This is a genomic window from Nocardia sp. NPDC059236 (genome assembly GCF_042754085.1).
Taxonomy (GTDB): Bacteria; Actinomycetota; Actinomycetes; order Mycobacteriales; family Mycobacteriaceae; genus Nocardia.
This window is the reverse complement of the sequence record NZ_JBHZAF010000032.1, coordinates 46,575-72,151: the sequence shown is the minus strand read 5'-3', so window position 1 is coordinate 72,151 and position 25,577 is coordinate 46,575. Positions and strand designations below refer to the sequence as shown.

The 25,577-nt window shown below is 65.6% G+C and carries 20 protein-coding genes, 5 pseudogenes and 1 riboswitch; of the genes and pseudogenes, 13 read left to right on the top strand and 12 right to left on the bottom strand.

The features are described 5' to 3' along the window. Positions 1 to 56: 56 nt before the first annotated feature. Positions 57 to 260 (bottom strand): hypothetical protein, encoded by a 204-nt coding sequence (locus ACFXIV_RS44430; protein WP_379405820.1) that lies wholly within the window; start codon positions 258 to 260, stop codon positions 57 to 59. 455 nt (positions 261 to 715) lie between these two features. Beyond that, positions 716 to 1,360 carry a TetR/AcrR family transcriptional regulator gene (locus ACFXIV_RS44425; RefSeq protein ID WP_379405818.1) on the bottom strand — a complete coding sequence of 215 codons (645 nt, stop codon included), beginning with the start codon at positions 1,358 to 1,360 and terminating at the stop codon, positions 716 to 718. A 59-nt stretch (positions 1,361 to 1,419) separates the two neighbouring features. Between ACFXIV_RS44425 and ACFXIV_RS44420 the strand changes: the two genes are divergently transcribed. The 9 genes and pseudogenes from ACFXIV_RS44420 (at position 1,420) to ACFXIV_RS44380 (ending at position 10,908) form a co-directional block, all read left to right on the top strand. Beyond that, positions 1,420 to 2,304 carry an MFS transporter gene (locus tag ACFXIV_RS44420; RefSeq protein ID WP_379405816.1) on the top strand — a complete coding sequence of 295 codons (885 nt, stop codon included), beginning with the start codon at positions 1,420 to 1,422 and terminating at the stop codon, positions 2,302 to 2,304. A gap of 27 nt (positions 2,305 to 2,331) precedes the next feature. Continuing rightward, positions 2,332 to 2,718 (top strand): cupin, encoded by a 387-nt coding sequence (locus ACFXIV_RS44415; RefSeq protein ID WP_379405814.1) that lies wholly within the window; start codon positions 2,332 to 2,334, stop codon positions 2,716 to 2,718. Positions 2,719 to 2,922: 204 nt separating this feature from the next. Next, positions 2,923 to 3,123, top strand: a pseudogene (locus tag ACFXIV_RS44410) (transposase); the annotation flags it as partial. Further along, entirely contained in the window at positions 3,122 to 3,427 is a 306-nt protein-coding gene (locus ACFXIV_RS44405; RefSeq protein WP_379405821.1) for an alpha/beta hydrolase, read from the top strand. The pseudogene ACFXIV_RS44410 and the gene ACFXIV_RS44405, both read left to right, overlap by 2 nt. 77 nt (positions 3,428 to 3,504) lie before the next feature. Continuing rightward, positions 3,505 to 3,596: riboswitch (glycine riboswitch) on the top strand. A 257-nt stretch (positions 3,597 to 3,853) separates the two neighbouring features. After that, positions 3,854 to 6,646 carry an aminomethyl-transferring glycine dehydrogenase gene (gene gcvP / locus ACFXIV_RS44400; protein ID WP_379421455.1) on the top strand — a complete coding sequence of 931 codons (2,793 nt, stop codon included), beginning with the start codon at positions 3,854 to 3,856 and terminating at the stop codon, positions 6,644 to 6,646. After that, a complete protein-coding gene (gene gcvT, locus ACFXIV_RS44395) occupies positions 6,643 to 7,758 on the top strand; it encodes a glycine cleavage system aminomethyltransferase GcvT (RefSeq protein ID WP_379421454.1) in 1,116 nt (371 codons plus the stop codon). The genes gcvP and gcvT overlap by 4 nt, the downstream gene beginning before the upstream one ends. Before the next feature lie 93 nt (positions 7,759 to 7,851). Next, complete coding sequence (gcvH, locus tag ACFXIV_RS44390; RefSeq protein WP_379405600.1) at positions 7,852 to 8,256, top strand: glycine cleavage system protein GcvH; 405 nt, start codon at positions 7,852 to 7,854, stop codon at positions 8,254 to 8,256. Then, positions 8,253 to 9,521, top strand: coding sequence for a serine hydroxymethyltransferase (glyA, locus tag ACFXIV_RS44385; protein ID WP_379405602.1), 1,269 nt, complete (start codon positions 8,253 to 8,255; stop codon positions 9,519 to 9,521). The genes gcvH and glyA overlap by 4 nt, the downstream gene beginning before the upstream one ends. Before the next feature lie 4 nt (positions 9,522 to 9,525). Continuing rightward, entirely contained in the window at positions 9,526 to 10,908 is a 1,383-nt protein-coding gene (locus ACFXIV_RS44380; RefSeq protein ID WP_379421453.1) for an L-serine ammonia-lyase, read from the top strand. A 100-nt stretch (positions 10,909 to 11,008) separates the two neighbouring features. Here the strand turns inward: ACFXIV_RS44380 and ACFXIV_RS44375 are convergent. Beyond that, positions 11,009 to 11,203: pseudogene (locus ACFXIV_RS44375) on the bottom strand (IS3 family transposase); the annotation flags it as partial. 141 nt (positions 11,204 to 11,344) lie between these two features. Here ACFXIV_RS44375 and ACFXIV_RS44370 point away from each other — a divergent pair. Both ACFXIV_RS44370 and ACFXIV_RS44365 read left to right on the top strand, forming a co-directional pair. Further along, a pseudogene (locus tag ACFXIV_RS44370) lies at positions 11,345 to 11,587 on the top strand (IS30 family transposase); the annotation flags it as partial. A 270-nt stretch (positions 11,588 to 11,857) separates the two neighbouring features. Next, on the top strand, positions 11,858 to 15,160 hold the full coding sequence (locus ACFXIV_RS44365) for a protein kinase (protein WP_379403343.1): 3,303 nt from the start codon (positions 11,858 to 11,860) through the stop codon (positions 15,158 to 15,160). Positions 15,161 to 15,886: 726 nt separating this feature from the next. Here ACFXIV_RS44365 and ACFXIV_RS44360 read toward each other — a convergent pair. The 9 genes and pseudogenes from ACFXIV_RS44360 to ACFXIV_RS44320 form a co-directional block, all read right to left on the bottom strand. Beyond that, positions 15,887 to 16,510 (bottom strand): non-oxidative hydroxyarylic acid decarboxylases subunit B, encoded by a 624-nt coding sequence (locus ACFXIV_RS44360; RefSeq protein ID WP_379403344.1) that lies wholly within the window; start codon positions 16,508 to 16,510, stop codon positions 15,887 to 15,889. Next, on the bottom strand, positions 16,510 to 16,962 hold the full coding sequence (locus ACFXIV_RS44355; protein WP_379403345.1) for a hypothetical protein: 453 nt from the start codon (positions 16,960 to 16,962) through the stop codon (positions 16,510 to 16,512). The genes ACFXIV_RS44360 and ACFXIV_RS44355 overlap by 1 nt, the downstream gene beginning before the upstream one ends. Positions 16,963 to 17,005: 43 nt before the next feature. Continuing rightward, a complete protein-coding gene (locus ACFXIV_RS44350) occupies positions 17,006 to 17,422 on the bottom strand; it encodes a hypothetical protein (RefSeq protein ID WP_379403392.1) in 417 nt (138 codons plus the stop codon). 4 nt (positions 17,423 to 17,426) lie between these two features. After that, positions 17,427 to 18,164, bottom strand: coding sequence for an alpha/beta fold hydrolase (locus tag ACFXIV_RS44345; protein ID WP_379403346.1), 738 nt, complete (start codon positions 18,162 to 18,164; stop codon positions 17,427 to 17,429). Between the two features lie 9 nt (positions 18,165 to 18,173). Continuing rightward, on the bottom strand, positions 18,174 to 19,640 hold the full coding sequence (locus ACFXIV_RS44340) for a UbiD family decarboxylase (RefSeq protein ID WP_379403347.1): 1,467 nt from the start codon (positions 19,638 to 19,640) through the stop codon (positions 18,174 to 18,176). Positions 19,641 to 19,677: 37 nt separating this feature from the next. Continuing rightward, positions 19,678 to 19,890, bottom strand: coding sequence for a hypothetical protein (locus ACFXIV_RS44335; RefSeq protein ID WP_379403393.1), 213 nt, complete (start codon positions 19,888 to 19,890; stop codon positions 19,678 to 19,680). 69 nt (positions 19,891 to 19,959) lie between these two features. After that, positions 19,960 to 20,817 (bottom strand): annotated as a pseudogene (locus ACFXIV_RS44330) (nitrilase-related carbon-nitrogen hydrolase); the annotation flags it as partial. Positions 20,818 to 20,855: 38 nt separating this feature from the next. Further along, positions 20,856 to 22,172 carry an ArgE/DapE family deacylase gene (locus tag ACFXIV_RS44325; RefSeq protein ID WP_379403348.1) on the bottom strand — a complete coding sequence of 439 codons (1,317 nt, stop codon included), beginning with the start codon at positions 22,170 to 22,172 and terminating at the stop codon, positions 20,856 to 20,858. Continuing rightward, positions 22,169 to 23,908 (bottom strand): amidohydrolase, encoded by a 1,740-nt coding sequence (locus ACFXIV_RS44320; RefSeq protein ID WP_379403349.1) that lies wholly within the window; start codon positions 23,906 to 23,908, stop codon positions 22,169 to 22,171. The genes ACFXIV_RS44325 and ACFXIV_RS44320 overlap by 4 nt, the downstream gene beginning before the upstream one ends. Positions 23,909 to 24,014: 106 nt before the next feature. Between ACFXIV_RS44320 and ACFXIV_RS44315 the strand changes: the two genes are divergently transcribed. Further along, a complete protein-coding gene (locus tag ACFXIV_RS44315; RefSeq protein ID WP_379403350.1) occupies positions 24,015 to 24,611 on the top strand; it encodes a TetR/AcrR family transcriptional regulator in 597 nt (198 codons plus the stop codon). Between the two features lie 157 nt (positions 24,612 to 24,768). Then, positions 24,769 to 25,040 (top strand): annotated as a pseudogene (locus tag ACFXIV_RS44310) (dihydrolipoyl dehydrogenase); the annotation flags it as partial. Positions 25,041 to 25,577 lie beyond the last annotated feature (537 nt).

Sequence of the window (25,577 nt, the reverse complement as noted above, 5' to 3'; positions counted from 1 at the left end):
CGAGGAGGGTGCTCACCGGCCGGCGGCTCGGCGACCAGCCTTCCCGACCCCGATCGCTACCGGGCCGGAATGAACTGATCGACTCCCATTAGGCGGATGAAGCTGCGGGGTATGCGTCCCCACGTGTCGGCTTCTACTCGGGCGTCGGCGAAGCTGGTCTGTGCCCCGTCTTCGGGTTGCATGCCGTAGTTGATCACCGTCAATGTCTGCTCGAGGGTGGCTTCGGGCATGTTGGTCAGCCGAAAGTCCTCCAGGGCCATGGGATCAGGGGAACGAAGGTTGAAGCGGATGAGGCCACGGGATACCGGTTCCATTCCCAGAAACAGTGAGTGGTCGGTGTTGGCACCACGTCGATGACGTGGGTGACGTTGTCCTGTACCGTGATCGCGGCCATCGGTGACGGTGACGCTGCGAACGCGGCAATATCCTGGGCCTGGTAGGTCAGTGGTATCGAAGCATCGAGACCATACGGAGCCGCTCACTGCGCTGCGAGCGAGTCCGCAAAGATGCTGGCGGTGCTCGCCCGCCGAGCGTCCGTCCGTGACCCAAGCCGCCAGACCACGAGCCGAACAGCAGCGATACTCGCTCTGAACCACACCACATTCGGCACTTCCGTGCACAGCTGGCGGGCCCGGTCGGGTGAGATGATCTCAGCTCGTCGATCTTTGGAGCGATCGCGCTGGCTGGTTCGGTCAGCGCGGTATGCGGTGCGGGCTCAGGCGGGCGGTGCGAGCAGACCCGTGACAAGGGCGCGCAGGCCCTGCTCGTAGGTGTCCCTGGCTGCGAGTTCCACGTAGCGTTCGCCGAGTGCGGCCAAGCGCGGCAGGGTTTCGGGGTCCAGTTCGGCGAACACCTTGTCGCGGAAGGTGATCCGGTCCGTGTCACGGCTGGCCGTGGAGGCGCGGACGATCAGGTTCCCCGCGGTGTAGTACCAGATCGTTCGGTAGACGTATACCGCATCGTCGGCGCTGAGGCCGCAGATCATCGCGGCGTCGACGATCGTCTCGCTGTACCAGAGCGCTGCGGGGGCAAAGAACTCGTCGCCGGTGAGGACCTCGACGATCCAGGGCACCTCGGCCAAGGTGGCGTGCATGGCCAGCGCAGTGACCACGATGCGATCCCGCGGGTCGGCGGGGAGTTCGGGGCGGCGCATTCCTGCGGCGATGTCCTCGAGGATGAGCAGGAGCAGTTCCTGCTTGTCGCGTACATGCCGGTAAACGGCCATCGGGGTCGCCCCCAGTTCCGTCGCAAGGCGGCGCATGGTCAGCGTCTCGACGCCCTGTGCCTCGACGAGGTCGCGCGCCGCGGACACGATCTGAGCGCGGGAGAGGCGGGAGGGGCGTCCGGTGCGAGTGCTCACTCGACCATCTTGGCACGAGGGTATCGACAGGTAGAGGATGCGTCGCGTACATTGTGTACGTGTACACAAAGTGCTCCGGATCTGCTGCGCTGGGTGCGATCGCCATGGCGCAGTTCATGATTGCGCTGGATATAGCGGTAGTGAATGTGGCGTTGCCGAGCATTCGCGCCACGCTCGGCGGGTGGGCTTCGGCCACCACGGCCACCACGGCCACCACCCTCACAGCTGCGGTCGCGCTGCTCCTCGCATTCATCTGGGTCGAAGCCCGCTGGGCGACCGCGCCCCTGATTCGGCTCGACCTGTTGCGAAGCCGTTGGGTATCGGGTGCGGACCTGTTCGTATTCTTCGCCGCCACAGCGCAATTCGCGGCATTCTACTTCGTATCGCTGTACATGCAGCAGGCGCTCGGCATGAGTCCGGCGGCGACGGGAGCAGCATTCGTCCCCTTCTCACTGGGCGTCATCATCGGCACGGTCATCGCCACTCGACTCGGCACGCAGTACTCTCCGCGCACACTGCTGATCCCCGGCGCGCTGATTGCAGCCGTGGGGTTCGGCTGGTTCGCGTTGATCAGTCCCGACGGGAATTTCGTAGCTGACGTACTCGGCCCGTCTGTGATCACAAGCATCGGATTCGGTCTGTGTCTGGCTCCTGTCGCCTCCGCCGCCACCATCGGCGTACTGATTCGAGATGCGGGCATAGCATCCGGGTTGCTCAGCAGCGCACGGCAACTCGGCGGCGCGATCGGCCTGACGGCATTGTCGACCCTGGCCGCCGGTCGCATCGGCACAGCCACCTCCGCAGCGGCGCTCACCAGCGGCTACGCCTTCGCCCTTGCTGTCGCCGCCGGACTGCTGGTGGTCGCGGCGGCCGTACTGCCCACCCGGCGGCGCACCGAATCAACCATCGCAACCCAGCTGCCGACTCCTGTGGCAGCAGAGTGACCAACTCGAAAGAAAGGAACAACACCAATGGAATCCGGCGTCATCAACTTGTTCGACCGCGGCGTGCGACTACTCGCCGACGGGCGACTGCTGACCGAGCAACGCCGCATGCAGGGCGATATGGACGGCTGGACAGTAGCCACGTTCCACGTCGAGACCGATGCGGATGTCCACGGCGACCTGTGGGAGATGCATCCCGCAGGTGATGAACTGGTGAGCGTGCTGACCGGTAGCGTCCGGATGTATCTGCGGCCCGAGACCATCGGCGCGACAGAGGATCTCGTCCGTTTGACAGCCGGCCACGCCTACGTCGTACCGCGCGGCCGTTGGCACCGTCTGGAACTGGACGAGCCGAGCGACTTGATGTCGATTGGGCCGCGCCGCGGTACCCAATTGGAGCACCGCGTGGTGTGACGACTCATACCGAGCTCCGTCCCGCCTGGATCCTTTCCAGACGGGACGGAGGCATGCCTGGCAGCAAGCGACTGCTGCCCCCAACCACATCTCGCCGACTCCCTGGAAAGCGCCCAGCGGCGGTCTCACGAATGTCACATAATCGGCTACTTGGAGCTCCTAACAGGTTCGGTCAGTTGGCATTGGATTCTGTTGCAGTGCAGGATGTTTCGGTGTGACAGCCGCAGCCCCTGGATCGTGGATGACGAGTTGTGGGCGGTAATTGAACCGCTACTGCCGACGAAACTGGCCGGGGCACCGGGACCGCCGCAGATGGACAGCCGACGGGTGCTGCAGGGGATCTTGTTCGTGCTGATCACCGGGATCGGGTGGGAAGACCTCCCCCAGGAACGCCAAATACCCCATCGGCAACGGCTTCGGCGGCAGCCCCTGGGCCTGCAACTACTGGCACCACCCGCCGAAGCAGGAACCGGTCCGGATCGGCGACAACGGCCCGGCCGATATCCTGCTGCTGCAGGATCTCTTCGACCCGTCGACTCCGTATTCCGGTGCCCGCCAAACCCTGACGGCCCTGGGCACGCGGGCCGCGATGGTAACAGTCGAAAACACCGGTCACGGAGTCGATTTCAGCAATTCGTGCGTCCAGGCCGCCCTGATCTCCTTATTCGCCGGCGGCCATCTACCCACCGGCGACCCCACCTGTCGATAGGCAGCGATCCCGGAAACCGGGGAGACAAATCGGTGGAGGCTGTGTACTGTCTGCCCTACCACAACTGAAGATGCCATTGACGCGTAGCGGGAGAGCCTCCTTCGAGGAGGTGCCGTAGGAGCAACTTCCTCCCCGGGAATCTCTCAGGCCCCAGTACCGCAGCGCAGAGGCAACTCTGGAGAACAGGACCGGTCGCACAACCGGGACTTACCGAAGGTGTAGAGCACGACCGTAATAAGGTGTGCCCGGACTCTCAGGTTTCAAGGACAGAGCGGGGAGGTGTTCCCTAGTCGTTGTCCGGCGCGGTCCGGACATCATCGAAGCCGGAGTCACCTCGTGCCTGACCAACCACGCGATCCCATTTCCTCACTAGTCGGGGAGTTTCCGGCGCGCCACATCGGCCCGAATAAACCCGCAGCCCAGCATATGCTCGACACCCTCGGATACCCGAGTCTCAACGAACTGATCGACGCAGCTGTGCCGGACCAAATCCGAAGCGGCACAATCCTGAACCTTCCGGCCGCACGCAGCGAGGAGCAAGTTCTTTCCGACCTGCGCGCGCTGGCGGAGCGCAATCAGAAGCGCGTGCAAATGATCGGCCTCGGGTACTTCGACACCGTCACTCCAGCGGTGCTGCGACGCAACATGCTCGAGTCTCCGGCCTGGTACACCGCCTACACGCCGTACCAGCCGGAGATTTCCCAGGGCCGACTCGAAGCGCTGCTGACCTTCCAAACGGTCATCGAAAACCTCACCGCACTACCGATCGCAGGAGCATCGCTCCTGGATGAGGCCACCGCGGTGATGGAGGCGGTGCTGCTGATGCGCCGCGCGAACAAGACGAAATCGTCGACACCACGGGTGATCGTCGACGCCGAAACCCTCCCTCAGACCCTGGCCGTGGTGCACGGCCGCGCCAAGGCCATCGGCATCGATGTCGAGGTAGCAGACCTGGCAGCGGGGCTCCCCGAAGGCGACTTCTTCGGCCTGGTGCTCCAAGCGCCGGGAACCAGCGGCGTCGTGCGCGACCACGGACCGGTCATCGCGGAGGCGAAGGACCGCGGTGCGCTGACCACGGTCGCCGCCGATCTGCTGTCGCTCACCCTGCTCACCCCGCCCGGAGAGCAGGGTGCGGACATCGCCGTCGGCTCGGCTCAACGTTTCGGTGTGCCGCTGTTCTTCGGCGGTCCGCACGCCGGTTATATGGCCGTGCGTGACGGGCTCGAGCGGATGCTGCCCGGTCGACTGGTCGGTGTGTCCGTCGATGTCGAGGGCAACCCGGCTTACCGGCTCGCGCTGCAGACTCGCGAGCAACACATCCGCCGTGACAAGGCCACCAGCAACATCTGCACCGCTCAGGCGCTGCTCGCGAACGTCGCCGCGATGTACGCGGTGTACCACGGCCCGGAAGGTTTGCGCGCCATCGCCGAACGCATCCACGCGCACGCAACCGCACTCGCGGCCGGTCTGCGCTCCGCCGGCCATGACGTCGTGCACCAGCGCTTCTTCGACACCGTCCTCGTTCACGTCCCCGACGCCGCGCGGGGCATCGTCGACCGCGCCGACCGCGACGGGATCAACCTGCGCTACGTCGACGCCGACCACGTCGCCATTGCCTGCGACGAGTGCACCACCGACGACATTGTTGCTCGGGTTCTGGCGGTGTTCGGCGCCGCCGTCCAACTGGGGTCAGCATCTGCGCTCGATGACACGCTGCGCAGAACCACCAGCTACCTGCGGCACGCGGTCTTCCACTCACACCGCTCCGAGACCGCGATGCTCCGCTTCCTGCGCGCGCTCTCCGACAAGGACCTCGCCCTGGACCGCACGATGATTCCGCTGGGCTCGTGCACCATGAAGCTGAACTCGGCAGTGGAGATGGAACCGATCAGCTGGCCCGGGTTCGCCTCCATCCACCCGTACGCACCCATCGAGCAGACCAGCGGATACCTCGAGCTGATTCGAGGCCTGGAGCAGTGGCTGAGCGAAATCACCGGCTATGACCGAGTCTCGTTGCAGCCCAACGCCGGATCCCAGGGTGAACTCGCCGGTCTGCTCGCGATCAACGGCTACCACGAGAGCTGCGGCGACACTGACCGCGACATCTGCCTGATCCCGCAGTCTGCACACGGCACCAACGCCGCCTCTGCGGTACTGGCCGGCATGCGCGTCGTCGTCGTCGCCACGGCGGAGAACGGCAACATCGACCTCGACGACCTGCGAGCCAAGATCGCCGCCCACGAGGGCAGGATCGCCGCGATCATGCTCACCTACCCCTCCACCCACGGGGTGTATGAGACCGACGTGCGCACCGTGTGCGACCTCGTCCACATCGCGGGAGGACAGGTCTACGTCGACGGCGCGAACCTCAACGCACTCGTCGGCCTGGCCAAGCCCGGTCAGTTCGGTGGAGACGTCTCCCACCTGAACCTGCACAAAACGTTCTGCATACCGCATGGCGGTGGTGGCCCAGGTGTCGGTCCGGTCGCGGTACGCAAGCACCTCGCCCCCTTCCTGCCCGGTAACCCGCTCGGCACCGACGAGCTCGGCGTTCCGGTATCGGCCGCCAACTACGGATCCGCAGGCATTCTTCCGATCACGTGGGCGTACATCGCGTTGATGGGGCCGGACGGACTGACCCAGGCGACCAAGAACGCGGTCCTTGCCGCGAACTACGTCGCCAAGGCACTCGACGAGTACTTCCCCGTCCTCTACACCGGCCCTGGTGGCCTGGTCGCGCACGAGTGCATCCTCGACCTGCGCCCACTGACGAAGGCCACCGGCGTCACGGCCGAAGACGTCGCGAAACGGTTGATCGACTACGGCTTCCACGCCCCAACTCTGTCGTTCCCCGTCAACGGCACCCTGATGGTGGAGCCGACCGAATCCGAGGACCTAACCGAGCTCGACCGGTTCATCGAGGCGATGATCTCTATCCGCCGCGAGATCGACCTCGTCGGAGAGGGGGTGTGGCCGCTCGACCGCAGTCCCCTGCGGCAGGCCCCGCACACAGCGGAACAGGTCACCGCCGACGCCTGGGACCTGCCCTACCCGCGCCACACCGCCGCCTACCCGGTCGCATCCCTGCGATCCGGCAAGTACTGGCCTCCGGTCCGACGCATCGACGGTGTCCACGGCGACCGCAACCTCGTCTGCTCGTGCCCGGCGCCCGAGGCCTTTGAGACCGCCACCGCACCGAAGCAGGAGACCTTCGCATGACCACCACAGTGACCCCCGTGTCGCCACTGCTCGGTGAACACCTCGCCCTCGGTGCGAGCTTCACCGACTTCGCTGGGTGGCAGATGCCGCTCAAGTACGACAGTGAACTGGCCGAGCACCGCGCGGTGCGTACCTCGGCGGGTCTGTTCGATCTGTCCCACATGGGGGAGATCGACATCGCCGGCACCGACGCCGGCACCCTCCTCGACTACGCACTGGTCGGCGAGTTGTCGAAGATCGCTGTCGGCCGTGCCAAGTACTCACTGCTGTGCAACCCCGACGGCGGTGTGATCGACGACCTCGTCGTCTATCGGCTGGCCGACGACCAATTCCTTGTCGTCGCCAACGCCGCCAATGCACCCACCGTGTTCGGTGAACTCGCCGCCCGAGCTGAGGGGCTCGATGTAGCGGTCACCGACCGCTCGACCAAAACCGCGCTGATCGCCGTGCAGGGCCCGGCCTCCCAAGAGATCATCACCGCTCTCGTCCCGGAGAAGCAGGCTCAACTGGTCGCCGACCTGAAGTACTACGCAGCCACTCCGGCCGAGGTCGCCGGTCTGCAGGTACTACTCGCCCGCACCGGCTACACCGGCGAGGACGGCTTCGAGCTGTATATACCGAACGCCCGCGCCGTACTGCTGTGGCAGGCGCTCCTGACCGTCACCACCGCGCACGGCGGTGTACCTGCCGGGCTAGCCTGCCGCGACACCCTCCGGCTCGAAGCAGGGATGGCGCTCTACGGTCACGAACTGACCCTCGACACCAACCCGTACGACGCCGGGCTCGGGAAGGTCGTCCGCCTGAACAAGAACTTCGTCGGCCGCGACGCGCTGCAAGAGCTCTCCGAAAAGACACCCCAGCGCCGACTCGTCGGACTCGCCGGCACCGGACGCCGCGCCGCACGCGCCGACTACACCGTCCATGACGGCGCGGGCGACCTGCCGATCGGGACCGTCACGTCCGGAGCCCTATCACCTACGTTGGGTCACCTGATCGCCCTGGCGTTCGTCGACGTCACGCACAGCGAACCCGGCACCGCCGTCACGGTCGACATCCGCGGCAAGCTCGAACATTTCACGATCACCCCGTTGCCGTTCTACCGCCGCTCCTGATCTCGTTCCGGATCGCGATCTGCGTACCACCTGCACCGGGTCGGCCCCTCCACTACCGCTTCATCGTTGAAGCCTCATCCACTAGGTGTCCTCATGTCCTCCCATGCCATTCCCAATGACCGCAGCTACACCGACGACCACGAATGGGTCCTCCTCGCCCCGGGCGAGCCGCTGCCGGACAGCCCCGTCCGAGTCGGCATCACCTCGGTCGCCGTCGACTCCCTCGGTGAGCTCGTGTTCGTCGACCTGCCCAAAGTCGGCACCGAGATCGTCGCGGGCGAAGCCTGCGGCGAGGTGGAATCGACCAAAACCGTCTCGGAGCTTTTCCCGCCGGTCAGCGGACGCGTCACGCTCGTCAACACCGCCGTGGTCGAGAACCCCGAACTCGTCACCGCCGACCCCTACGGCGAGGGCTGGCTGTTCGCGGTCCAGCCGACCGGTACCGGAGAGCTGCTCACCGCCGCTGAGTATGCGGAAAAGAACGGAGTGAACGCATGAGCGTCCTGGACCAGCGTCTCGCCGACTTCGATCCCGAGATCGCTACGTTGATCGGCAAGGAACTCGAGCGCCAGCGCACCGGCCTGGAAATGATCGCCTCGGAAAACCACGCGCCCATCGCGGTCATGGAAGCGCAGGGCTCGGTCCTGACCAACAAGTACGCCGAAGGCTATCCGGGGCGGCGCTACTACGGTGGCTGCGAGCATGTCGACGTCATCGAGCAGATCGCGATCGACCGCATCAAGACTCTGTTCGGCGCCGAATTCGCCAACGTCCAGCCCCACTCGGGCGCCACCGCGAACGCGTCGGTGATGCATGCGCTGATCAAGCCAGGCGACACCATCCTCGGCCTGTCCCTTGCCGACGGCGGTCACCTGACCCACGGCATGCGGCTGAACTTCTCCGGCAAGCTCTACAACGTCGCCGCCTACGGGGTGTCCGAGCAGGACTACCGCATCGACATGGACGCCGTCGCGGCAGCCGCACGCGAGCACCGCCCCCGGCTGATCATCGCTGGCTGGTCCGCCTACCCGCGCCACCTCGATTTCGCGCGATTCCGGGAGATCGCCGACGAGGTCGGCGCCTACCTCATGGTCGATATGGCGCACTTCGCCGGTCTGGTGGCCACCGGGCTGCACCCGTCACCGGTGCCACACGCCCACGTGGTGACCTCGACGACACACAAGACCCTCGGCGGCCCCCGTGGCGGCATCATCCTCACCAACGACGCCGACATCGCCAAGAAGATCAACTCCGCGGTTTTCCCCGGCCAGCAGGGCGGTCCGCTCGAACACGTGATCGCAGGCAAAGCCACCGCCTTCAAGATGGCGGCCGAGCCCGAGTTCGCGCAACGGCAACAGCGGGTACTCGACGGTGCGAAGGTGCTTGCCGAGAGACTGAGCCAGCCCGACGTCAAGAACGTCGGCATCAGCGTCCTCACCGGCGGCACCGACGTCCACCTGGTGCTCGTCGACCTGCGCGACGCGGCCATCAACGGCCGAGAAGCCGAAGACCGCCTCGACGCGATCGGAATCACCGTCAACCGCAACGCGGTTCCCTTCGACCCGCGCCCACCGATGGTCACCTCGGGTCTGCGGATCGGTACCCCGGCGCTGGCTGCGCGTGGCTTCGACCACGACGACTTCGAAATCGTCGCCGATCTCATCGCGCGCGCACTCATCGCGAGCGAAGGTGCAGACACCTCGGCGCTCGCCGACAGTGTCCGCGCACTCGCCGCCAAGCACCCCCTCTACCCGAAGCTGTAACCCGATGACTATCAGTGTGTTCGACTTGTTCTCAGTAGGGATCGGACCGTCGAGCTCACACACGGTCGGACCGATGAGGGCTGCGGTCCGGTTCGTTGCGCACCTCGACGAGACCGATCTGCTCCCGGACGTCGCCGGTGTCCGCGTGGACCTATACGGGTCTCTGGCGGCCACCGGCGCGGGGCACGGCACGATGCCCGCCATCCTCCTCGGGCTCGAGGGCTATCGCCCCGACGAGATCGAGACCGACATGATGGAGCGCAGGCTCGCCGAGGTCCGAGCGGCGCGACGGATCCGGCTCGGCGGTGTCGTCGATGTCCCCCTCGCCGAGGACGAGATGGCCCTGCATCCCAGGACATTCCTAGATTTTCACCCCAACGCGATGGCGTTAACCGCGGTCGGCCGGGACGACCGTGTACTGCACACACAGACCTACTACTCGATCGGCGGCGGCTTCGTCGTCACCTGCGACGACACCCAAGCTCAGTCGGAGCCCCCGGCCACCGAGTTCTCCTTCGGATCAGGCCGCGAGTTGCTCGATCTGACCTCGCACTTCGGGATCACGATCAGCGACGTGATGCTTGCACACGAGTGCGCCAGCCGACGCGAGCACCAAGTGCGGGAACAGCTTCTGCACATTCGCGACGTCATGGTCGCCTGCCAGAAGCGAGGCATCGCGCGCGTTGGCTACTTACCAGGAAGTCTTCACGTTCGCCGCCGAGCGAAGGACTGGTACGAACGCCTCTGTGCTGAGGACCCGGATCGTGACCCGGCCCTCGCCGAGGACTGGGTGAACTTGGTGGCCCTGGCTGTGAACGAAGAAAACGCCTCGGGTGGCCGTATCGTCACCGCGCCAACGAACGGCGCTGCCGGCATCATCCCGGCGGTGCTGCACTACGCCGTGCACTACACCGAGGCAGGCAAGACCGATCCTGACGAGACAGCTGTCCGGTTCCTGCTCGCTGCCGGTGCCATCGGCTCGCTCTACAAGGAACAGGCATCGATCTCCGGTGCGGAGGTCGGATGTCAAGGCGAGGTGGGATCGGCTGCGTCCATGGCTGCAGCCGGACTTGCCGAGATCCTGGGCGGCACACCCGAACAGGTGGAGAATGCTGCCGAGATCGCGATGGAGCACAGCTTAGGGCTCACGTGTGACCCAATCGGCGGACTCGTCCAGATTCCCTGCATAGAGCGCAACGCCATTTCGGCCGGGAAGGCCATCAATGCCGCGCGCATGGCGATGCGGGGGGACGGAACCCACCGGGTGAGTCTGGATCAGGTGATCGAGACGATGCGCTCCACCGGCGCCGACATGAGCTCGAAATACAAGGAGACCTCGACGGGTGGTCTCGCCGTAAATGTCTCGGTGAACCTGGTCGAGTGTTGACCGATTGCACGACAAGGGATTGATATGACCGCAAACACGCAATTTAACTCTACGGGTGCCGAGGGGCTGGAATGCTCTCGGACAGTAAGGTTTTGATTTCTCAGGCCCTTCCGTTCCTTTCGAACCAGGCGGACTCTACTTCATTCGGTGTGTGGTAGTCACTCGCGGAGTGGAGCCTGATCTGGTTGTAGCGCAAATCGATATAGGCGGTGATATCGCCGTGTGCGCGGTCTCGTGTCCGGTAGCGGACGCGATGCACGCGTTCATTCTTCGGAGTGGCGTTGAACGATTCGGCCCACGCGTTGTCGAAGCATTATCCGGTGCTTACGGCAGAATGGCGGATACCGAGTTTCGCAGTCGCCCGGGTGAATTCGGCAGACAGGTATTGGCCGTATTCAACTGATCGTGGCAACACCTTGATCTTGGAGGTGTTGGCATGGGAGTTTTTCAGCGGCAGAAGAGAGTTCGTGAGTATCGGTGCCAGATGGCCTCCCCGGGCCGGCCGACAGTTGCGTGGCGTGAGGATCGCGTCCGGTTCTGGGCGGCGATCGCTCGTAGTGCCATGACCGAGGACGCAGCAGCCGAGGCGGGGGTGTCTTCGCCGGTCGGATTCCGATGGTTCCGTCATGCTAGCGGCGTGAATCCTCTTCTTAATCATACTGTTTCGGGACAATATCTGTACTTGCGGACCATCCAGACCGAGATCACCGCTATCGTCACCCTCGAACGCAACCAACCCCTTCCGAACTGCTGCGCACCGTACTGCCGGGATGAAGCCCCGGCGGCGACAACCCCGTCCGGTAACTACCCAACACCGGGATCGGTTCTACCGCTTTACCGCTTGTCCTGCACTTCTGGTCGCCGTTGTTCGGTGGGGATACGCTGTCCGTTAACAAGGAGTTAACGCATCTTGGTAGGTGTCGGGTACACCGGCGGATATGGGCAGCCGATGAATGAGCGGGATCCGTTCCGAACGATCCGTGACGTGTCAGTGCCGGTCACGGAGGAATTGGCCGCGGCCGGATTCGAGGATGCCGACGAGATCGGGCGGGGCGGGTTCGGTGTGGTCTATCGCTGTACCCAGGCGGAGCTGGACCGGACGGTGGCAGTGAAGGTGTTGACCGTCGAGCTGGACACGGAGAGTCGGGCGCGTTTTTTCCGGGAGCAGCGGGCGATGGGCCGGTTGACGGGTCATCCGAATATCGTCACGATATTGCAGGCGAGCACCACCGCGAGTGGACGGCCCTATCTGGTGATGCCGTATCACCCGTTGGACTCCTTGGACGCCCGCATCCGTGGGCAGGGTCCGCTGCCGGTGGAGACCGTGTTGTGGATCGGTGTGAAGATCGCCGGGGCGCTGGAGACCGCGCATCGCCTGGGCATCCTGCATCGAGACGTGAAACCAGGCAATATCCTCCTCACCGATTACGGCGAGCCCGCGCTGACAGACTTCGGAATCGCGCGCATCACTGGCGGATTCCAGACCACATCGGGCACCCTGACTGGATCCCCAGCGTTCACCGCCCCGGAGGTGCTGGAAGGCGAGGCTCCCACGCCGGCTGCAGACGTGTACGGGTTGGGGGCCACCTTGTTCTGTGCGTTGACCGGGCATGCGGCGTTCGAACGGCACAGCGGGGAGAACGTGGTCACTCAGTTCCTGCGGATCACCACCCAGCCGGTGCCGAACCTGCGCGAGCACGGCATCGCTGACGACATATCCACGATCGTATCGACGGCGATGAACCGTGACCCGCACCAGCGGCCCTCGCCGACCGCGCTAGGGGAAGCACTCCGGCAAGCACAGCGCAACCATGGATTCGCCGTCGATGAGATGGCATTACACGGCCAATCCGACCGCGAGCTCCGGGACCGCAAACCCGCCACCCCGGAGTGGCGCCCGCAGGCGGCGGCAGTGGGTCGTCGCACCACGGGCCTTCTGCCACTGGAGTTGACCAGCTTCGTCGACCGCCGGGCCGAGCTGGCGGAGGTGAAGAATCTGCTGTCCTCGGCCCGGCTGGTGACGTTGACCGGGATCGGCGGGATCGGCAAAACCCGGCTGGCGCTGCGAGCCGCGACGACCGCGCGTCGGGAGTTCGCCGACGGGATATGGCTAGTCGAACTGGCCGACATCTCCGACCCCGCACTGCTGGTCGGCGTGATTGCAGCCAGCCTCGGACTGCGCGACGATTCAGCGCGACCGCTGCCGCAGGTTGTGGTCGACTTCCTGTCCACGCGCAAGTCGCTGCTGGTCCTGGACAACTGCGAACAACTGGTCGCGGCCGTGGCCGAGTCGGTCGAAACCTGGCTACAGGCCTGTCCACATCTGCGAATCTTGGCCACAAGCCGCGAACCGCTCGATATCGCCGGAGAGTCGGTACTGCGGGTGCCGCCGCTGACCGTGCCGAGCCCGAACCAGGAAACGCCGCTGCGTGGACTGCCCCGCTACGATGCGGTCACCTTGTTCGCCGACCGCGCGACCGCAGTCGTGTCAAGTTTCGAACTCACCGACGACAACAAGGACACCATCGCCCGCATCTGCGCCCGGCTGGATGGACTGCCACTGGCGATCGAGCTCGCCGCAGCCCGGATGCGAACGATGTCCCCCGAACAGATCCTGCAACGCCTGGACGACCGCTACGCCCTATTGACACGTGGCAGTCGCACCGCACCCACACGTCAACAGACCCTGCGATGGTCCATCGACTGGAGCTACCAGCTGTGCACCCCGGCCGAACAACGGCTGTGGGCGCGACTATCAGTGTTCACTGGAGGCTTCGAACTCGATGCCGCCGAACAAATCTGCGGCACCGACCTGGCAGCGGACAGCCCGCTCGATGTGCTGTCCACACTCGTGGACAAGTCGATCGTGATCCGAGACGAATCCCACGGCGTGGTGCGGTTCCGAATGCTCGAGACGGTCCAGGATTTCGGTCGGCAAAAGGTACGTGAGTCCGGTGAGGATCAGCTGGTGCGAAGCAAGCACCGCGACTGGTATCGGCGGCTGGCGCTGGAGGCGGAGGCGGGGTGGATCAGCGACCGGCAGCCGTACTGGTTCGCCAGGCTCGACCGCGAACTACCGAATCTACGCGACGCGCTCGAACACTGCCTGGCGGAAAACTCCGAGGAAGCGGCGGAAGCCGGGCTACAGACCGCCGCCGCACTATATATGTTCTGGATTTTCCCAGGTCTATACGGCGAAGCTCGGCGCTGGATCGAGCGGGTCCTTAACCACCCTGCCCGGCAATCCACACCCGACCGTGTCAGGGCGCTCTATGCAGGCTGCTGCCTGGCAGCGATGCAGGGCGATTTGCCAGCAGCGACGCCCCTGTTGGAACAGGGACTCGTGCTCGCCGAACAGGACCCCACTCCGATGACCCAAGCGCTGATCGCCCACGCCGACGGCGCCGTAGCGCTCTACCGCGGTGAGATTGCCCGCGCAACCTCATCCCTCAAACGCGCCGTCGAAATGCTCAGCCCGAATCCGCGAGGATATCTCTATCTTGCTGCTCTGACCCTGCTCGGTTGGGCGCACGAGCTGGCCGGCGACACGCAACGGGCGATCGAGTATCACCGACAAGTGCTTTCCATCACCCAAACGTGCGGCGAACTACTCTTCCAGTCGACGGCGTTGTGGGGCATCGGCGTTGCCGCCTGGCAACAAGGTGAACGGTCTCGAGCAACTGAGCTGCTCGCGAATGCACTGCGCGTCAACCAGCGAATGCACAGCCCAGTTGTCGCCGCGGCGAGTCTCGAGTCGCTGGCCTGGACGGCCTGCGCCGACGGCGACGTCGAGCGTGCGGCCGTGCTCACGGGAGCCGCGCACGAAGTAGACCGGTCGGCGGGGGTCATTTCGAGCATCGTCCCAACAATGCGGCAGCATCACGACGAATGTGTCCGGCTGATGCGATCCGCCCTCGGGGCACGCGGATTCGAATCGGCCTTCCAGCACGGCCAAGCGATGGAAATGGATGCAGCCGTGGCCTACGCCCTCGGCGAGCAGCCCACCGACACGCAACTCACGTCGGGTCCTTTTGCGGAGCTGACCAAGCGTGAGCGGCAGGTCGCAGACCTCATCGCCCAAGGTTTCACAAACAAGCAGATCGCCGCCAAACTGGTGATCTCCCAACGCACCGCACAGGGGCACGTGGAACACATCCTGACCAAACTCGGATTCACCTCCCGCGCGCAGATCGCAGCCTGGATCGCAACAGACACCGAACAACAGAATCATCGACCTCCTGTCAACGACTGAACCGACCCGGCGGGGCGGGAGACTTGGCGGCGCAGAGACGGGCAATCGGGTATCTGTTGACGTCGCCGTAGCCCCAGTGGAGTTGGCACCCGCGCTGCCACGCCGCCATGGAAGCCGTTGTCCCCGTCCAGAACTTCATCTCCATCCCTAGCACGACAGTTGTATTTTGTTGTTCTGCAGCAGAGTTGCATCTGCGGTGGGTTGTCGTCCGTGCTGGATGATGTTGGGGGCGAGGATATTTCGGTCTGGAGATTGGGTTCCGATGGGGCGTTCGCTCGAGTGGCTGGGGTGTTCTATCGCGCGGAGCCACGGCGGTAGGCGCGGGCGTATCTGAACGGGTTGCTGGCGCCGGTGGAGCGGAAGAATTCCTGGCAGCTGGCGGAGGCGGCCGGGGTGGTGAAGCCGGGCGGATTGCATCCGTCGCCGAATCGGCCGCGCCGGCGTCGCGCCACGCGGGGCCGATCCGTCCCGGCGACAACTCCGGAACCCGCACTCCCACCGCTCGATCACCGTGCGCCAGTGCGGATTCCGGTACGAGGGCAATGCCAAGCCCGCCGCGGCCATGGCGACCAACAGGTCGGGATACCCGGCCTCGAAGATGATTCGCAACCGTGTACCCACCTGTGCGGCAGCACGATCGAGTTGTCGGCGTAGCCCGGACCTGGGACCGGTTGAGGAAATGCTAGATGTTCATCGAGCATGCCACGAGACTGACCGACGGGCAGCTCAGCTGACCGGATTCCGCGCTCCCGCATGGCGCCGACGAGCATCTGCCAGCCCGGTCCAGCGCCGCGCCCGCGGCGGGTCGAGATCGAATTGGTCGAGCACCCGCACCGCGATGTGGTCGACGATGTCGTCGACGGTTTCGGGGTTGTTGTAGAACGCAAGCATCGGCGGCACCATGCGGGCTCCCATGCGGCTCAGCGCCAGCATGTTCTCCAGATGTATGTCGTTGAGCGGGGTTTCGCGTGGCACCAGTACCAGACGGCGGCGCTCTTTGAGCACCACGTCCGCCGCCCTGGTGATGAGATTGTCGGCCAGACCGTGACGCACGGCGGCGAGGGTGCGCATACTGCAGGGCACGATGATCATGCCGTCGGTGCGGAAGGAACCCGAAGAGATGGCGGCTCCCTGCTCCCCGAGCTTGTAGGTGACATCCGCGAGCTCGCTCACCTCCCGCACCGACAGCGATGACTCCATCTCGATGGTCGAGTGTGCCCAGGTACTCAATACCAAATGTGTTTCCACCTCGGGCATTTCGTGCAGCATCTCGAGAATTCGCACAGCCAGTGGCGCACCCGTGGCACCTGTCACGCCGACGATGAGACGCCGGGTTGCCGTCTCCCTCATCAGATCCTCCGCATCAGGCGGTCCAGCAGATCGGCGACACGCCCCCATCGTTCGCGTTCGGCGAGCTCCGGTGACGCATGGAACATCATGGGGGTCAAGGCAATTCCGATATCGTCGCGCTTGTACTCGACGAGCTCGAACACGCAGCCGAGCAGGTCGCCGTCCTCGAGGCAGGAGATCATGCCCAGCTTGGCGTGGTGGCAGACTGTGCCCGCCACCGCGATCAAACCGGCAGCTCCGCTGCGATGCAGATTCGCCCGCGTGCGCGGGCTCGCCACCACGCCGAACAACCGGCTGCCGTCCGCCGCGGGCTCGAGTTCCGATCTCGACAGCAGCGCGCTGTGCGGGAACCCGTGCTCGTCGACCGAGAGGAACGGAAAGGCTTGCTCCCGCGCCTCCGGGTTAGGGAAGCCGCGCAGGAGCCCTGCGAGATCCTCGGGCAAGATGGCCATTGGCCTCACATACCTTTCCGTTTCGTCCCGGCCCCCGCGCCGCTTACAGCGGCAGGATCGCGTTCCACCTGTCGCGGATCTCGCCGCGGGCGGCGTCGTCGAAACGATTCGCCTTCGGGTAGGAGTCCTTCCAGGTGAAGGGCTTACAAGCATCGATCAGCACAATGCCCATCGACATGTCCCCGGCGGTTCGCTTCTCAGAAGACAGGCGCGGGTCGATGGCCGTGGTCAGCGTGCGCAGCGCATGAATCGTCTCTGCGGGATCGACCCGGGTGAACTGTGTCCACAGCACATGGTTGATATCGGTGATGTCGATATCCTCGTCCACAACAACGAAATACCGTTCCGTCCCGACGCCAACAGTGCTAGCCCAGTGGCTCTCACACAAGCCACCCTCATGGCGATGCCGTCCTCCTGATCGGTCATCGTTCCAGCACAGGCGAATTCGAAGATGGTGCATCAAGCTACGTCCAGGGCAAGCGGGCCGCGAAATTCAGCAGGTGCATCGCCAACTCGCCGGGTGCGGAAAGGAATGGGGAGTGTCCGGTGGACAAGGTGACAGTTTCGGTGATTCCGTCACGTCGGTACAGGGCCTTCTGAACGTCGGGGGGCAGGAGTGCGTCCTCCGAGGTGATCACCCCTAGTCGTGGAAGCGAAAGGTATCGGGTCGTCGGGGCGTCGACAAGGCCGGTGATGGTCGCGTTGGGTTCCGGGGTGAGGAGTCGGAGGGCCAGTGCGATGTCGGCGGCGTCGCAGTCGTTGTAGAAGAAGCTCGCCGCGGCCGCCGGGGCCAGGTCGAATGTTTGGTCGTCGGGGTTGGCCGAAAGATGGGGGCCCAGTCTCCCGAAGACACCGGCCAGGGCCGGATCGGTGGCGAGAGATTGCCCGCCCTCGACGACGTCTGCGGCAACGTACACGATTCCCGCGATCTTGTCCGCGTAGCGTTCCGCGGCGGTCTTCACCGTGACACCGCCCATCGAGTGGCCAACCAGTATCGCCTTGTCCGCCAGCGGATCCAGGACCGATCGGACCCGGTCGACGTAGGCGGACAGGCTCGCGCCCGCGACCGGTGTGCGGTCGATGCCGTGGCCCGGCAGGTCCGGTGTCACGACCACGTGGCCCAGGGATTCGAGAATGGGCACGACCTTGTACCAGCACCACGCGCCGTGACTTCCGCCGTGGATCAATACGAATGTGCTCATGCCGCCGCCCTATCCCTTGTTCCGGTCGCTGATCGGCGTGAGGTGCCACGCGGCGACCCGGTCCTTGATCCGGCGTTTGAGGTCTTCCGGATAGCTGGTCGCAAAGTCGCTTCGCAACGGAATGTCCTGTGGTGCAAGGTCGATCGGCCAGGTGCAGTCGAGCAGCACGTTCGCGCCGCCGACCCCGAGGGCGCGGTGCGGGCCCGGCGGCAGGTAGGGCTGCAAGGGTGCGTTGTAGAAGCCGGGGTAGACGTGGATGTCCCGTGCCGGATGGCATTTGGCCACGATGGCGTGCAGGACGGCGTCGGTGTCCATGGGGTCGACATCGGTGTTCACCACGATGACGTAGGGCGTGAGTTTGCTGCCGGCGGCGTCGGACCAGATGGTGGCGGCGATGCGCTGCGGAAGTCCCGCGATCGGAGTATCGGTCGAGACGACGACGGCCATCCCATTGCCGGCGCGCGGTACCCCGACCTTGTCGATGGGCAGCCTGGCCTGCAGCAGGGCGCGCTTGAAGTTCGCCGCCATCTGGATCTGCGGGAACACCATGTCCATCGGGATGCCCATGCTGCACGTCGGCAGAATCGCCCGGTCCCGATAGGTGACGGCGGTGACCCGCACGACCGGGGCGGGCGCCGGGTCGGAGACCAGGTAGCCCGGGTATTCGGCGAACGGCCCCTCGGGCAGGACATCGCCCGGGGACACCGTGCCCTCGACCACGATCTCGGCGTCGGCGGGGACGGTGAGATCGACGGTCTTGCACCGCACGAGTTCGACCGGGCGGCCGCGCATTCCGCCCGCGATGTCGACCTCCGAGACTCCGGGTGGCGCGCCTGGACCGCCCAGGATCGTGTAGAGCGGGTCACCGCCGAAGAACATGGCGTACGGCATGGGCCGGTCGTCGCGGTGGTAGGCGGCCATGATGCGGCCGCCGTGGTTGATCTGCGGATGCAGGGTGATGCCGAGCGCCCGGGGTCCGTGGATCATGCCGCGGTAGATGCCCCAGTTGGTCCAGTCGCTGTCGGGGTCCTTGGTGACGCTGACGCCGAAGGTGCCCAGATACCGGCCGCCGTCACCGGGGTGGCCGTGGATGGCGGGCAGTCCGGTGAGGTCCGCGTCATCGCCGAGCAGGACGTTCTGCTGGCACTCCCCCTCCGCGACGACGACGGGTTCGGTGGTGCGGCCGAATCGTTCGCGATAGCAGTCGATGATGTCGTGCACATCGGTGTCGGCGGGCAGGCCGAGCGCGATCGCGACACCCGGGAAGGTCGCGAACATATTGGCCGCCAAGCGCATTCCTGGAATCGAATCCTTGACGCGGCTGTAGATCGGTCCGGGAAGGCCGGATTCGAGGAGGTAGCGGTTGATGGCGCCGGCCTCGAGGTTCCAGTCGACGGGTTCGTCGATGCGATGCATCAGTCCCGCCGCGATGAGGGTGTCCAGAAAGTCACGGAAATCGGTGTGCGCTTGGTTCATCGGTCCTGCTCGGGAGTATGAGGGTGAATGGCGACGGCTACGGCCGCCACCAGGCCACGACGGCGTCCATGTCACCGTCGCCCGGCCCGGGGATATGGCGTGCGCCGGGAAATCGTTGTGCGGGTTCGGTATACGCGCGCTGCTGTACCAGGCGAGCGATATTGGCCCGGTAGATGTCGTCCACCTCGGCGTGTCGCCCGGGTTCACGGCTGAGCCAAAGATTGGCCGGATGGATCGGCCGGTCGTACATGCGCTGGAATAGCTCAGTGCGAATGTCCTTGAGCCAGTTCGAGTTCAGATTCATCATCCGATACTGGCGCAGCGCCTCGACGTCCACCGGCGCGGCGATGATCGTGTTGGCGCCCGACGTCACCCGCCCGATCACATGACCGTGATAGTCGACGATGTGCCCGTTGCCACCGGCGATATCCACGGGATGCTCAGCGGCGGGGCTGGAGTAGACCGGCCCGGTGTTCGGGCACACCATGTACACCCCGTTGAAGTGCGCGTGCGCCCGATTCTGCAGCAGCCAGGTGCCCCCGGCGTCCGGACCGGCCGCGGTCATCGGCACGGCCTCACTGGGCCGGTACACCACCTCGGCGCCGTTGAACGCCAGTGCCCGAACGGCTTCCGGGTACTCGCCGTCGCTGCAGCAAAGAGTGCCGATATTGCCGATGTCCGGGGTCCGTAGCACCGGATAGAAGGCGTCGATGCCGTCGCCGAACAGCTCGACCCACCGATCGTAGACATCGTGCGGGGTACACGAATGCTCCCGGCACCACACATGGTTCTTGGCGGCCCGATGGACGATCTCACCCTGCGGCGAGATCACCACCATGACATTGAAGAACCGGTCCGCGATGACCTCGGGCCAGCGGGCCTTGCACTGAACGATGAGATAGGTTTCGTACAGCCGGGCCAGCGCAGCGAGACGATCGGTCTCCGGGCCGGGTATATCGATGAAAAGCTCTCTGGCGCACCGGCTGTGCGGCAGATCGAAGATCTCGTCGGTGAAGCCGGTGAGGGCCCCTTCGGCCAGAGCGACGAGTTTCACCGGCAGATTGATGCCGACGACCGACACCGCCGCATGCATGGTCTCCTCGATCGTGTCGAGGTTGCGCGCGACGTGGTCGCGCGCCCCGATGCCGTGAACGATGGTCGACAACCCAACCGCCATATACGGTGCGACCGGTGCTGCCCCGGCGGCTCGGCCGCTCATTCCGCACCACACCAATCGATAGCGGCAACCGCGTATGTTTTGGCGGCACACACCAATTCGTCAATCGCGCACCGCTCGTCGACGGTATGAGCCACGGCGAGGGCACCCGGCCCCAGTCCGACGGCGGGGATGCCTGCTGCGGTGAACCACGTGAGATCGGTGGCCGACGGGAACGGCCGCACCTCGGGCACACCCGCGAAGGCGGTCTCGAGCGTGGCCCGTTCACGAGCCGCGCACACCGTCCGGGTGAACGGATGATCCCCGTTCGTGCGCCCGCCCGGATAGTGCATGGGCCAGTCGATGCGCGGCGGGTTGGCGCGCAGCCACGGGTCCTGCTGCGCGATGCCGGTGACCGTCTGCACGATCTCCGACTGGATCTCCGCCACCGGCGCCGCCGGCGGGTAGAAGATCGCGTAGTCGAGGGTGGTCTCGTCGGGAATGAACGCGACATTGCGGCTGCCGCGCGCACCGCCCTCGATCACATCGAGACCGATGGTGAATTGGCCCTTGTCGAACAGCGGATCGACCCGGCTCACCACCCACTCGTCCTCCAGCCGGCGCAACCCGTCGTGGATGCGCAGGGCCGCGTCGATCGCGCTGGCGGCAACGGGTTCGCCGGCATGCCCGGCCCGCATGTGGGACCGCATCGACGCGTGCGCCGAACGCCCGGTGACCGAGATGCGCATGACCAGCACACCGGGAGTCGCGGGCATGACGGTCAGCGGGACACGGGCGCCGGTGGGCTCGGCGATGATCGCCGCGTCCGCGGTGAAGCCGCGCTCGAGGACCGCGGAGGTCCCCATATGGTGTTCGAGATTCTCCTCGCCCGCCACGCCCTGCAGGATCAGGTCACCGCGCAGCCGCACCCCGGCCTGCCGTAATGCCATGGCGGCGAACGCCTGCGCGATCAGTCCGCCCTTCATGTCCACCGAGCCCCGGCCCCACACGTGGGTGTCGTCGACGAAGGCGGTGAACGGGTCGTGCGTCCACTGCGCGGTGTCGTCGGCCGGAACGACATCGACGTGGCCGTTGAAGATCAGCGACCGCCCGCCACCGCGCCCGCGCAGCACCCCGACGACATTGTCGCGGCCCGGGGCCTTGCCGAACAGTTCGGTCTCCGCCCCGGCCTGCCGGTACAGCCCGGCCAGCAGCCCGGAGACCGCCGATTCGCCGCCTACCAGGTCGTCGTAGTCCTGGTCCGGATAGGTGGGGTTCACGCTGCGGATGGCAATGGCCTCGGCGAGCGCGGCCACCAATTCGGCACGCAGGCCGTCGATCCGAGCGAGCGCACGATCTATTGCCTGGGCGTTCACGCGCGCACCTCCTGAGTCTCGGCGGCTGCGGCGAGATCGCCGCTGTCGTGGACGACCGTGCCGCCCAGATAGGTGCGCAGCACCTTGGTGTCCCGCAGGTCGTCGATCGGGCATGTCACCGGATCGCGGTCCACGATCACCACATCGGCGTGGTTTCCCGGTGCGAGCGAACCGATTCCGGGCCAGCCGAGCACCTTCGCCGCACCCGTGGTCCACATGTGCAGCGCGTCGGCGCGGGACACCTTCTGGTCGGGTCCGTCATTGCGGTGGTCGCTGCCGGCGAACCGGTGGGTGTGCGCGAGTTCGATCTGCTCCCACGGGTTCTTCGGTCCCCAATCCGATCCGCCCGCCAGGTCCAGGCCGCATTCGGTGAGCCGGTGCAGCGGTTCCAGGTCGCGCCAGACGTGCTCGCCCATGCGCTCGCCGTACATCGCGCCCTTCCCCCACGCGAAGCCCGCACTGGTGGTGACCTGGAAGCCGAGGTCGGCGTAGCGGCGGGCCTGCCGCGGCGTGATCGTCATGGCGTGCTGCAGAATCCAGCGCCGGTCACGGAAATCGTGTTCGCGCACCACGCGTTCGGCGATGTCGAGGAAGTCGTCGTGCTCACGGTATGCGCCGAGGCACAGGTTCGCGCGAATGTCGTTGGCGGCGCAGAACCTGACGAACGCCTCTTCCTTCTCCAGCGACACGAAACGCACACCGCGCGTGGGACGGCCGAACGGGTCGGAGTAGGTCTCGTAGGTGGCGAAGTAGCCCGAGAAGCAGGGGCCACCGGGACTCAGGGTGAGGCCGTCGACGCGCAGCAGATCGTCGTCGAGATCCGAGGCCAGCTCGGCGAGGTGACGCAGCCGGTCGTCGAACTCGGCGCCGGTCAGCGGATCGAACGGATAGAAGATGACCGACTCGGCATCCAGCGTCGCCTGGACACGCAGGGTCAGGGCGTCGGTGGCACGCAGATGCCGGTACAGCGCAAGGTGTTCCGGTTCCATGGCGTGACCCTCGTACACGCTGGTCACCCCCTGCGCCGAGTAACGGGCCATCTCCGCGGTCGTCCCGGCAACCGCGTTCGCCATGTCCGGCGGTGGCAGTTTGGTGAGGATCTGACCCCAGAAGGGGTCGTAGGTGTAGTAGTTCGTCACGGGTCCACGCAGGATTCCGGTCAGGTCGCCGGATTCGCTCTTCTCGATCTCGACATCGCAGACCCGGTCCGGGATGAACGCGGTGAGCCCGACGGCACGCAGCCCGGCGGTGTTGAACGCCACCACATTCGGCATGCGGGGCGCCCACGCCTGGATGAGCACCGGATGCGCGTCGGTCGCCGTGTCGAGGGTCCACCGATCGGGCAGGCGACGCTCGAGCAGATCCCGCTCGGAACGGCGGATGAAGTAGTGCGGCTCGCCCACCGGCGTACACATGATCCACTGCCCCGGCGGCGTGTCCGCGGCCTTGGCCCGGATCCGCGCCACGATATCCGCGTGATCGACCGCGTCGGTCAGATCCACCAGCCCGCCCGCCAGCATCCCGAAGTGCATAACGTGCGGGTGGGTGTCGATGAGTCCGGGTAGCACCACGCCGTCGCCGGCCTCGACGTGCCGGGCGTCCGGCCCGGCCGCCGCCCGCATGGTGTCGCGGTCCCCCACTGCCAGAACGCGTCCCCCGGACAGCACGAGTGCCTCGGCCTCCGGGGTGTTCGGATCGAGCGTGCGTACCCGCCCGGTGATGATCGTGTTGGTCATAGCCGTCCTCCGCTGCCAACCGGTTGTGTCTACTGCGCACACCGTACCTCGAGTTTTCTCCAAACGGAGAATTTTTTGATTTTCGGTCGCCAGTACGATGACCCCCATGACGACTCCCATGCGCGAGCCGCGGATGGCCCGGGGGGCCGCCCGCCGCGAGGCCCTGCTGGAGGCCGCGATCCGACTACTGGCCCGCGAAGGCGCCCGCGCCGTGACCCACCGCGCCGTCGCCGCGGAGGCGGGAACCACCCACGGCAACGCCCGCTACTACTTCGGCACCCTCGACCAACTGCTCGACGAAGCCCTGCGCCAACTGGCCGCCCGGCAGATCGACGAGGTCCGCGCCCTGTTCGACGGCCTGCCCGATGTGGATGTGCCGCAACGAATTACGCGGCTCACCCATTACGTCGCCGGAACCCTGGCAGGCGACCGCGATTCCAGCATCGCCCGCTACGAGTTCTTCCTGGAAGTCGCCCGCCGCCCCAACCTCCGGGCCAGCCTCGACGAATGGGGAGCCACCCAGCGCGCCGCCTTCGCCGCAGAACTCCGCGGCGCCGGAGCCACCGACCCCGAGGCCGCCGCCGCCGACCTCCTCAACCTCATCAACGGCCTGATCCTCGAACAACTCGCCCTGCCCGCCGACGATTTCGAATCCGCCCGCCTCCGACCGGCCATCGCCCGCTTCTTTCCCGAGCTGTCATAACCGGGCGGCTGTGGAGGATCATTCGATCTCCGAGGGTGGACCTGTGCCACGTCAGTCAGGGGTAGCCGCGTTCGCAGAGTGCACACCCATGACCTCGAAGCCGCCCAGCTGGCGATCCGGCAACGGCCGATAGCTGGGCGGGAGTCCCTGATCCGCGGTCACCAACCACCTCATCCCCCGCGTGGTGTACTCGCACCCGGAGCTGGCCTCCGTCGGCCTGACCGAAGCCGCCGCCCTGGACAGCACGGCTCTTGCACCACAACGGTTTACGATCTCGCAGGCAACGAAAAGAGCCAGATCCTCCGCAGCACCGGAGGCGTGAAAGTCGTGCGCGCGGGCGAAGAGTGCCCGATAGTCGGCATCCATATGTTCGGCCACCGCATCTGCGAAGCCCAACTGGCAGTCGCCTGGGAAGCCCTCCCCACCGACTCGCCGAAAGCCAATCGACACCTGTTTCCGGCAGGTCGAAAACTACTGCGCCGAAGGGAGACCCGCCCACGAGCGCAACACAGCGACCGCCAGCACAGGACCCGCGGTTCGTCGCCAGCCACCTTCAGACGCTCGGCCGGGCGCGGTCGTGATGCAAATCTGCCACGTGCGGTGGGATGGAATGCAAGGCCAGAGATAAGGGTATTGGGTGGCGTTCGAGGTAGACCTGGTCCTGACCGACAACCATGGGCACTGTGGCGATCTATTGATTCAGTGTCTGTACCCCAGTTCACTTTTCTGTCGGTAGATATGCTGCGTTGAGCAGTACCGTTTCGTCCACCCGAGAGCGCGTCGCGACCCCTTGCGATTGACAACCTCGACTCAGCCCCACTACTCTCGCCCGCTGTCAGATCACGCTGCCGAGAGTGTTCCCGGACTCCGACAGACGTTTTCCCCCAGTCGCTTTCCTGTCGCCAGTCACTTCCATGCCGTCGGCACCGTTCCGGTGCTCGACTCACGGCACGACTCGAGCAAGGA